General features: G+C 72.5%; 11 protein-coding genes. 6 read left to right on the top strand and 5 right to left on the bottom strand.

What is annotated here, in order from left to right; translation table 11 throughout:
- From AB8Z36_RS23225 to AB8Z36_RS23215, 3 genes are all read right to left on the bottom strand, one after another.
- Positions 1-911: MFS transporter (locus AB8Z36_RS23225; RefSeq protein ID WP_440581979.1), on the bottom strand; the 911-nt coding region annotated here is incomplete at its 3' end.
- A gap of 110 nt (positions 912-1,021) precedes the next feature.
- The gene (locus AB8Z36_RS23220; RefSeq protein WP_369215297.1) at positions 1,022-2,110 is read right to left on the bottom strand and encodes a hypothetical protein; all 1,089 of its coding nucleotides are present in this window, start codon (positions 2,108-2,110) and stop codon (positions 1,022-1,024) included.
- Between the two features lie 160 nt (positions 2,111-2,270).
- Entirely contained in the window at positions 2,271-3,308 is a 1,038-nt protein-coding gene (locus tag AB8Z36_RS23215; RefSeq protein ID WP_369215296.1) for a hypothetical protein, read from the bottom strand.
- 80 nt (positions 3,309-3,388) lie between these two features.
- Here AB8Z36_RS23215 and AB8Z36_RS23210 point away from each other — a divergent pair, with 80 nt between their 5' ends.
- Entirely contained in the window at positions 3,389-3,847 is a 459-nt protein-coding gene (locus AB8Z36_RS23210; protein WP_369215295.1) for a DUF4442 domain-containing protein, read from the top strand.
- A gap of 139 nt (positions 3,848-3,986) precedes the next feature.
- A complete protein-coding gene (locus tag AB8Z36_RS23205) occupies positions 3,987-4,682 on the top strand; it encodes a DedA family protein (protein WP_369215294.1) in 696 nt (231 codons plus the stop codon).
- A 1-nt stretch (position 4,683) separates the two neighbouring features.
- Here AB8Z36_RS23205 and AB8Z36_RS23200 read toward each other — a convergent pair whose 3' ends face one another.
- On the bottom strand, positions 4,684-5,217 hold the full coding sequence (locus AB8Z36_RS23200; RefSeq protein ID WP_369215293.1) for a gamma carbonic anhydrase family protein: 534 nt from the start codon (positions 5,215-5,217) through the stop codon (positions 4,684-4,686).
- A 134-nt stretch (positions 5,218-5,351) separates the two neighbouring features.
- On the opposite strand from AB8Z36_RS23200, the gene AB8Z36_RS23195 reads away from it, so the two are divergent.
- The 3 genes from AB8Z36_RS23195 to AB8Z36_RS23185 all read left to right on the top strand — a co-directional run bounded on the left by AB8Z36_RS23195 (position 5,352) and on the right by AB8Z36_RS23185 (position 7,355).
- Positions 5,352-6,122 (top strand): acyltransferase, encoded by a 771-nt coding sequence (locus AB8Z36_RS23195; RefSeq protein ID WP_369215292.1) that lies wholly within the window; start codon positions 5,352-5,354, stop codon positions 6,120-6,122.
- Positions 6,123-6,188: 66 nt separating this feature from the next.
- Positions 6,189-6,785, top strand: a complete 597-nt coding sequence (locus tag AB8Z36_RS23190; RefSeq protein WP_369215298.1) for a helix-turn-helix domain-containing protein — start codon at positions 6,189-6,191, stop codon at positions 6,783-6,785.
- Positions 6,786-6,794: 9 nt separating this feature from the next.
- On the top strand, positions 6,795-7,355 hold the full coding sequence (locus tag AB8Z36_RS23185; protein WP_369215291.1) for a YbaK/EbsC family protein: 561 nt from the start codon (positions 6,795-6,797) through the stop codon (positions 7,353-7,355).
- A 6-nt stretch (positions 7,356-7,361) separates the two neighbouring features.
- Here the strand turns inward: AB8Z36_RS23185 and AB8Z36_RS23180 are convergent, their stop codons facing one another.
- A complete protein-coding gene (locus tag AB8Z36_RS23180) occupies positions 7,362-8,558 on the bottom strand; it encodes a CaiB/BaiF CoA transferase family protein (RefSeq protein WP_369215290.1) in 1,197 nt (398 codons plus the stop codon).
- Positions 8,559-8,838: 280 nt separating this feature from the next.
- Here AB8Z36_RS23180 and AB8Z36_RS23175 point away from each other — a divergent pair.
- Positions 8,839-9,239 (top strand): GNAT family N-acetyltransferase (locus AB8Z36_RS23175; RefSeq protein WP_369215289.1); only part of this gene is annotated, 401 nt, incomplete at its 3' end.

Below are 9,239 nucleotides of genomic sequence, written 5' to 3'. Positions count from 1 at the left end.
ACCGTGCCCGCCCCGAACGCGCCGAGCGCCAGGCCCCACGGGCCCGCCCCGCCGAGTCGGTGTTCGGACCGCTGGTGGCCCGGGACGAACTCGGCGGCGCCGACCACCGCCACCACCACGGAGAACTGGGCGACGATCGACCAGAGCCAGGCCACCAGCGGTCCGAACACCGACTCGGCGGCGCCGACCACCGCCACCACCACGGAGAACTGGGCGACGATCGACCAGAGCCAGGGGCGGCCGGTGAACTCGCGCCAGCCGTCGCGCAGATCCGCGAGGAGGCCGCCACCGGGGGCGCGCGGGGGGATGTGGCTGACGTCGAGGAACATCCGCAGGGCGCCCGCGAGGGCGAACGCCGCGGCGTCCACGGCGAGCACCCAGCCGGGACCGAGCGCCGAGACCATCAGCCCGCCGAGCGCGGCTCCGCCGAGGCCCGCTCCCTGCATCGCCATGCGGTACATCGCGAACGCCCTGCTGACCTGCTCGCCGCTCACCGAGGACATCAGCATGCCTTCGGCCGCGGGACCGAAGAAGGCCTGGCCGACCCCGCCGAGACCGCCGAGCAGCATCATCTGCCACAGCTGCGGCTCGCCCGCGATGACGAGCACCGCGAAGGCGGCCTGGGAGACGCAGTTCAGGGCGTTGGCGGCGACCATGACATGGTGCCTCGGCAGCCGGTCGGCGACGGCGCCGCCGATGAGCAGGAACAGCACGAGCGGCAGGGTCCGCGCGGCGGCCACCAGACCGACGTCGCCGCCGTCGCCGCCCGCGTCGAGCACCGCGAACGCCGCCGCGATCAGCGCCCCGTGGCTCCCGAGGTTCGTCACGATCGCGGCGGCGGTGAGCAGTGTGTAGTTGCGCCCGGCCCACGAGGGGCGACGGCGGCGCGAGGCGGTCCCTGGAATCGTCACCCCGGGACTATCCCCGCCGCCCCGCCGACTTGCCAAACCGTTTTACCTGTGGCTGGGGCGTGCCTCCGCGTGATCCGGGGAGCTTCGGGGTGAACCGGGGCGTACCCGGCTCAGGACTCCTCGGAGGCGGCCTCGCTCCACCGCACGGTGCTGAGGATCTTCTTCACCTGCTCGTCGGAGATCTCCTCCTTGACGCCCTTGGCGCCGTAGAGGGTCCAGGCCACGTACTCGCCCGCCTCGTTCTTGAAGCCGAACGTGGTCGCCTTGCCGTCCGAGTCGCACTTGGCCGAGGTGGCCGCGCCGGTCGTCGTGGACGTGGCGAGGCTGCCCTTGATCCCGGACTTGGTGGTGTAGTCCTCGATCTTGCTGATCTTGATCTTCTTCTTGTCGGCCTTGGTCTGCTCGGTGTAGCCGCCGAACACCCACCACGCGGAGTCGTTGCGCGCGATGTCCTCGGTGTTCTTGGCGCCGTTCTGGCCCTTGGTGCCGACCGTGGCGAGCGAGGTGTCGCTGGACTCCCCGTCCTTGTCGTCGTCCGACGTGCACCACTTCTCTTTGAAGACCGCGGGCGCCGACATGCCGATGATGGTCTTGGTGCCGTTGTCCTTGCGGTCGTCGAAGCCGACGAAGGTGTCCGGCGTCTGGACCTTCCAGTCGGCGGGGACGTCGAAGGCGGTGCCCCACTTGGGGTTCACCACGACCTGCCAGCCGTCGATCGTCGGCTTGTCCTCGCCGCCCTCGCCGCGCTCGGTGCCGCCGCCGGTGGCCGTCGGGCTCGGCTTCTTCTTCGCGGTCTTCGAGGGCTTGGCGGGACCGGCCTCGTCCTCCTTGTCCCCGTCACCGCCGAGGACCAGGAAGCCGGTGACACCGGCCGCCACGACCACGGCCAGCGCGGCGACGATGGCGGTGACCTTCGTCTTGTTCCCGCCGCCACCGCCCTGGCCGCCGCCCGTCTGCTGCGGCAGGGGAGGCGGCGTCGGCGCGGACCACTGCGGCTGTTCGGGCTGCGAGTAGCCGCCCGGCTGCTGCGGATAGCCGCCCGGCGGGGGCGGCGGCTGCTGCTGGTACCCACCCGCCGACTGCTGGTACCCCGGCTGCTGATAGGGGTTGGGCTGCTGGTAGCCCGGCTGCTGGTACGGGTTGGGATTCTGGTCCTGCGGGTTCTGCTCGCCCCCGGGCGGCTGCTGTTCTGGCCACATGGCCAGTAACCATAGAGGTGCCGGGACGCCCGGTGCCACGGGCCCTCCCGAGGGGCGGGGGCCCGCGGACCGCTGGTGGGGGACACGTGGGGAGAAAGCGGCGGAGGGCGCCACGATTCCCTCACCCGGGTCGCCACACTTCCCTCACCGTGACAGGGCGTCAGGACTTCATCGGTTCACCGTGCAGCCGCACCGTGCTGAGGATCTTCATCACGGTGGCCTCGGGTATCTCGTCCCGCACGCCGCTGGCGCCGTAGAGGCTCCACGACACGAAGGTGCCCTCGGAGTTCTTGAAGCCGAAGGTGATCGCCTTGCCGTCGGTGGCGCACTTGCCCGTCATCGGGGTGTTCATGGACCGGGCGCGGGCGATGCTGCCCTTGATGCCCGATGCAGTGGTGTAGGGCTGGGCCTTCTTGTCGGAGGTGAAGCTCTTCTTGTCCGGCTGGGTGTAGGCGGCGTAGACCCACCACTCGACCTGGGTGGTGGCGATCTCGTCGGTGCTCTTCGCGCCCTTGGCCCCCTTGGTGCCCACGGCCGCCAGCTCGTGGTCCTCCGTCCTGCCGTCCTTGTCGTCGTCCGCGGTGCACCACTTGGGCTTGAGGTAGGCGGGCCCGGACATGGTCATGAGGGGTTCGCCGGTCTTGTCGTCCGAGAACGAGAGCACGGCGTCGGGGTTCTGCACCTGCCACTCCGGCGGTACGTCGAAGGCGGTGCCCCACCGGGGGTTCACCACGACGTGCCAGCCCTTGATGGTCGGCTTGAGCTCGTCGTCGGTGCCGCGCTCGCCGTCGTCACCGTCGCCCGTGGCGGCGTCCGGCGCCTTGGTGACGGCCTTCGACGGGGCGTCGGACGCGCCGTCCTCGCCGTCCTTGTCGCCGCCGAGCACCAGGAATCCGGTCACGCCCGCGGCCACGACCACGGCCGCCGCCGCCACGACGGAGAGGATCTTGACGCGGTTGCCGCCGCCCCCGCCGGGCGATCCGCTCCCACCGGGCGATCCGCTCCCGCCGCCGGGCCGCGACGCGGTGGCCGCCGTCCCCGAGGGCGCGGTCGGCGGGCTCCACTGCCCCTGGCCGCCCGCAGGCTGCTGATAGGGGTTCGGCTGCTGGTACCCCGGCTGGAGGTACGGGTTCTGGTCCCGGCCCTGCCGGTCTTGCGGATTCTGCTCGCCCCCGGGCGGCTGCTGTCCTTGCCACATGAGGGATCACCCTAGGGGACGGGAATTCCGGGGGACGAGGGCCCTGGCCAAGATGGCTACTGGTAAGTAACATCGCGGCCATGAGCGCAGACCAGATGTCGATCGGCGAGATGCTCGCCGCCACGGTGCCGATGGCCCGGACCCTGAACCTCGAATTCCGGGAGACCGTGCCGGACAAGGCCGTGGTGGCCCTGCCCGATCAGAGCGAGTACCACAACCACGTCGGCGGGCCGCACGCCGGAGCCATGTTCACGCTCGGCGAGTCCGCGAGCGGTGCCATCGTGCTCGCCGCGTTCGGCGCGCAGCTCTCCCGCGCCGTGCCGCTCGCCGTCAGCGCCGAGATCGCGTACAAGAAGCTGGCCATGGGGTCCGTGACCGCCACCGCGACGCTCGGCCGGCCCGCCGGGGACGTCATCGCCGAACTCGACGCGGGGCAGCGCCCCGAGTTCCCCGTCACGGTCGAGATCCAGCGCGCGGACGGCGCCGTGACCGGAGAGATGCGGGTGGTCTGGACGCTGCGGCCCAACGACCCGAGCTGAGCGGCGGAGCCGCGCACGCACCCCCCCGGAGCCCGGGACGCCGACGGCGTTCCGGGCTTCCGCGTTCCCCGGGCGTCATGCCCGCCGGGTAGGCTGCCCGGCGTCCGCGCACAGGCATTTCGTACGGGAGGAACCGGCGTTGCACGTCCAGGAGTGGCTGGAGCACGTACCAGCCGTCAGCATCTACGCGCTGGTGGGAATCGTCATCGGCCTGGAGAGCCTCGGCATTCCGCTGCCCGGCGAGATCGTCCTGGTCTCCGCGGCGCTCCTCTCCTCCCAGCACGGTGACCTCAACCCCGTGATCCTCGGGGCGTGTGCCACCGCGGGCGCCATCATCGGCGACTCCATCGGGTACGCGATCGGGCGCAAGGGCGGCCGTCCGCTCCTGAACTGGCTGGAGCGGAAGTTCCCCAAGCACTTCAGCGCGGCCAACGTCGGCAGCGCCGAGCGGTCCTTCCAGAAGTGGGGCATGTGGGCGGTCTTCTTCGGCCGCTTCGTCGCCCTGCTCCGCATCTTCGCCGGGCCGCTCGCGGGCGTCCTGCGCATGCCGTACTGGAAGTTCCTCATCGCCAACGTCCTCGGCGGCATCGTCTGGGCGGGCGGCACCACCGCCGTCATCTACTACATCGGCGTCGTCGCCGAGGACTGGCTGAAGCGCTTCTCCTACTTCGGGCTCGCCATCGCCGTACTGATCGGCGTCGGTTCGATGCTCTTCGTCAAGCGCCGCGCCAAGAAGGCCGCCGCCGAGGCGGAGGCGGAGGCGGCGGCAGCGGGGGCGGTGCCCACGGGCACGGTGCCCACGGGCGAGAGGCACGCGGTTCCCGCCGCCGACTGAGTCACTCCCCGGTGTGCGCGGCCCGGTGCGCCCTGGCCAGTTCGACGTACATCGTGCCGTTGTAGGAGATGCCCTCGCGCTCCTCGTCGGTGAGCGGCCTGCGCACCTTGGCGGGCACGCCCGCGACGAGCGAGCCCGGGGGCACCCGCATGCCCTGCGGCACGAGCGCCTGCGCCGCGACCAGCGACCCCGCGCCGATCACCGCGCCGTTCAGCACGGTGGCGCCCATGCCGATCAGGCAGTCGTCCTCGACGGTGCAGCCGTGCAGCACGGCGTTGTGGCCGACCGAGACGCGCTCGCCGACGGTGATGGGGAAGCCCAGGTCGACGTGGAGGCTGCAGTTGTCCTGGATGTTGCTGTCGGCGCCCACGACGATGGGCCCGCAGTCGGCGCGCAGCACCGCCCCGTACCAGGCGCTCGCCCCGGCGTGCAGTGTCACCTCGCCGAGCACGACGGACGTCGGCGCGGTGAAGGCGTCCCGGTCGATCTTGGGGTCCTTGCCGCCGATGCCGGTGATGAGTGCCTCGTGGCCCATCGGATGTCTCCCTCTTCGGTACGTCGTCACGCCTGAGCGCACGGTACGGGACGCCCGCCGGGGCGAGGCCGCGTGGGGTGAAGATCACAGGGCGGAGCCGCCCGGGGCCCGGCGGCACTGAGTAACGTGAGCGCGTGCCGAAGAACAGGAACACGTTCTCATCCCCCGGGGCGCGCGGCCTCGCCGGGCTGCCGCGCCGCCTCGCGCAGCGCGCGCTCCACGCGGGCTGGGCGTGGGCGCAGCGGACGGGCGCCGTCACCGCCGCGCACCCCGGGCGGCTGCGGTTCGGCGCGATCGGCGAGGGCACCAAGCTGGCCTTCCCGCAGGGCACGGTCTTCGGGGAGCCGTGGATCACGCTGGGCGACCACTGCATCGTGGGCCAGCACGTCACCCTCACCGCCGGGATGATGCCGGACCTCGACCTCGGCCCCGCCCCGATCCTCCGCGTCGGCAACGGCGTCGTGCTCGGCCGCGGCAGCCATGTCATCGCCGACACCTCGGTCACCATCGGGGACGACTGCTACTTCGGCCCCTACGTCTATGTGACGTCCACCAACCACTCCTACGACGACCCGCACACCCCGATCGGCAAGCAGTGGCCGCGCATGGACCCCGTCGAGATCGGCCCCGGCTGCTGGATCGGCACGGGCGCGGTGATCCTGCCCGGGGCGAGGATCGGCCGCAACGTCGTGGTGGCCGCGGGCGCGGTGGTGCGCGGTGAGGTGCCCGATCACGCGGTGGTGGCCGGGGCGCCCGCCCGCGTCGTACGCACCTGGAGCGCGGACCAGGGCTGGCAGCCGCCGCTGCGGACGCCCGCGCCGGTGCCGATCCCCGAGGGCATCACGCCGCAACAGCTTCTCGCGCTCGGTGAGTTGACCGAGGAGCAAGGGGTGCGGGAGGGCTGAGGGGGCGGGGCCCGCAGTACAGTGTGGTGAACCAGTCGGCCCCCTCGGATGCACCTCGGACGGAATGTGTCGGACCTCGACCAGCTCACCCGGTCGCTCGCGCGCAACCTCAAGCGGTGGCGTGCCGAGCGGGCCTTCACCCTCGACGCCCTCGCGGCCAGGGCCGGGGTCAGCCGCGGGATGATCATCCAGATCGAGCAGGCGCGGACCAACCCCAGCGTGGGTACCACGGTCAAGCTCGCGGACGCGCTCGGCGTCAGCATCACCACGCTCCTCGACCACGAACAGGGCGACCGGGTCACGATCGTGCCGCCGGAGAGGGCCGTCCGCATGTGGTCCACGGAGGCGGGCAGCAGCGGCACGCTCCTGGTGGGCGCCGAGGCGCGGGGCCCCTTCGAGCTGTGGTCCTACCACCTGCTGCCGGGCGAGGGCAGCGCCTCCGACGCGCATCCGCCGGGCACCGTGGAGCTGCTGCACGTGGCGCGCGGCGAACTGACGCTCACCGTGGACGGCGTCGAGCACCTGCTCGCCGCGGGCACCTCCGCCACCTTCGGGGCCGACGTGCCGCACGGCTACCGCAACGACGGCGCCGCCCCGGCCGAGATGACCCTCGCGGTCTCGGTCCCACCCTCACGCACCACCGCCCGGCCCTCGCCCTGCTAGCGTGCCGCCATGCGTGCCCCCCTCGGTGACTTCGATCTCGTCCGGCCCGCCCCGGAGGCGCTGGACCTCCTCGTGGCGCCCGTCGCCGACGCCGTGCGCGGCTGGAGCGGGACCGTCGCGGCCGACGAGCTGGTGCACGTGGACACCGACCCGCGCTGGGCCGACACCGCCACCTTCCTGGAGCACTACGGACCCGAGCTGCACGACCAGTCCGCGAACTGCGTCGTCGTCGCGGGCAAGCGCGGCGGTGAGACCACGCTCGCCGCGTGCGTCGTGCTGTCCGGCACCCGCGTGGACGTGAACGGCCTCGTGCGCCGCGCGCTGGGCGCCCGCAAGGCCTCGTTCGCGCCGATGGACACGGCCACGGGGGAGACCGGCATGGAGTACGGCGGCATCACGCCGATCGGGCTGCCCGCGGCCTGGCCGCTCCTCGTGGACGCCGCCGTCGCGGACCTGCCGTACGTCCTCATCGGCAGCGGTGCCCGGCGCGGCAAGCTGATCGTGCCGGGCAAGGTCTTCGCCGGGCTGCCGAACGCGCGGATCGTCGAGGGTCTCGGCGTCGGCGCCTGAGGCACCTCACTGGCAGACGCCGTCCGCCCGCAGCCGGGCGACGGCGTCCGGACCGTGCCCCAGCTCGGCGAGGATCGCGTCGGTGTGCTCGCCCGCGTCCGGCACCGGGTCCATCCGCGGCGTGACCCCGGACAGGACCGCGGGCGGCAGCAGCGCCTGTACGGGCTCCTCCGTGCCCGGCACCTCGATGTCCTGCCAGCGTCCGCGCTCGGTCAGCACCGGGTGGGCCAGGAAGTCGTGGACGGAGTTCACCCCGGCGTTGGCGATACCGGCGCGGTCCAGGAGCTTCGCCGCCTCGTCGGCGCCCAGTTCCCCGAAGCGTACGGAGATGATCGCGTCCAGCGCCTCGCGGTGCGCCACACGGTCGGCACCGGTGGCGAAGCGGGGGTCGTCGGCCAGCTCGGGGCGGCCGATGAACTCCCGGCAGAACGCGGCCCATTCGCGCTCGTTCTGCACGGAGAGCAGGACGTCCCCGCCGTCGGCGGCCGTGAAGGGACCATAGGGCGCGACGGTCGCGTGCCGGGCGCCGACGCGGGGCGGCTGTGTGCCCCCGTAGCGCGTGTAGTACGCGGGCTGGCTCACCCACTCGGCGAGCGCGTCGAAGAGGGAGACCTCGACGGCCGGTGCGCGGCCCGTCGTCGCGCGGGTGAACAGGGCGGACAGGATGCCGGTGTACGCGTACATACCGCCCGCGATGTCGGCCACGGAGATCCCGGCCCGCACCGCCTCGTCGGGGGTGCCGGTGAGCTGGAGCAGCCCGGTCTGGCACTGCACGAGCAGGTCGTACGCCTTGCGGTCCGCCCACGGCCCGTCCGTGCCCCAGCCGCTGATGGTGCAGGGGATGAGGGAGGGGTGACGCTCCTGGAGCCGTTCCGCGCCGAGGCCGAGGCGGTCGGCCGCGCCGGGGGCGAGATTCTGCACGAACACGTCCGCCTTCGCCAGGAGCCCGGCGAGGACCTCGCGGCCGCGCTCCGACTTCAGGTCCAGGGTGAGTGACTCCTTGGAGCGGTTGAGCCAGACGAAGTAGCTGGCCTGACCGTGCACCGTGGTGTCGTACCGCCGCGCGAAGTCACCCCCGCCGGGCCGCTCGACCTTGATGACACGGGCGCCGAGGTCGGCGAGCTGCCGGGTGGCGAAGGGCGCGGCGACGGCCTGTTCAAGGCTGACGACGGTGATCCCGGCGAGCGGAAGGGGAGGAGCCATGCCGGGTATGTAACGGCCTGAGCTGCGGAGAGTCAACGGGGCCGGGGGCCGCTGCGGCCCGCCCCGCCCCGTTCCCGTCGCGCGCAGGACGCATGACCGACGCGCACCGTTCAGCCCGGCCCGCCACCGTGCTGAACGTGACCGCACGCCGGGGACACGCCCCGGCGGGACCCAGCAGGACCCAGCAGGACCTGAAGCGCGGCGCCTTGGCGCCCCGCGTCCTTTGAACCCGAGGCTTTCCCGAACCCGAGGCTTTCCCGAACCCGAGAACGGAACTGTCATGCCCTCGACATCGATCGTTTCGACGGACACCGGCTCCTACGTCATCTCCATCGCGGACACCACCGAACAGATCAGGGCGGCCCAGCGGCTTCGCTACCAGGTCTTCGCCGAGGAGATGGGCGCGGCGCTCGGCACGACCGTGCCCGGACACGACGTCGACGCCCACGACGACCTCGCCGACCACCTCATCGTCACCGACACCGCCACCGGCGAGGTCGTCGGAACCTACCGCCTGCTGCCGCCGGGCCGGACCCCGCGGTCCTACTCCGACGGCGAGTTCGACCTGAGCGCCCTCTCGGGGCTGCGCCCCGCCCTGGTCGAGGCGGGCCGCTCCTGCGTGCACCCCGGCCACCGCTCCGGCGCCGTCATCAATCTGATGTGGTCCGCCCTCGCCCGCTA

This window comes from Streptomyces flavofungini (assembly GCF_041028215.1).
GTDB classification, from domain to species: domain Bacteria; phylum Actinomycetota; class Actinomycetes; order Streptomycetales; family Streptomycetaceae; genus Streptomyces; species Streptomyces flavofungini_B.
The sequence above is the reverse complement of the archived record's forward strand: the minus strand, read 5'-3'. Positions and strand labels throughout refer to the sequence as shown.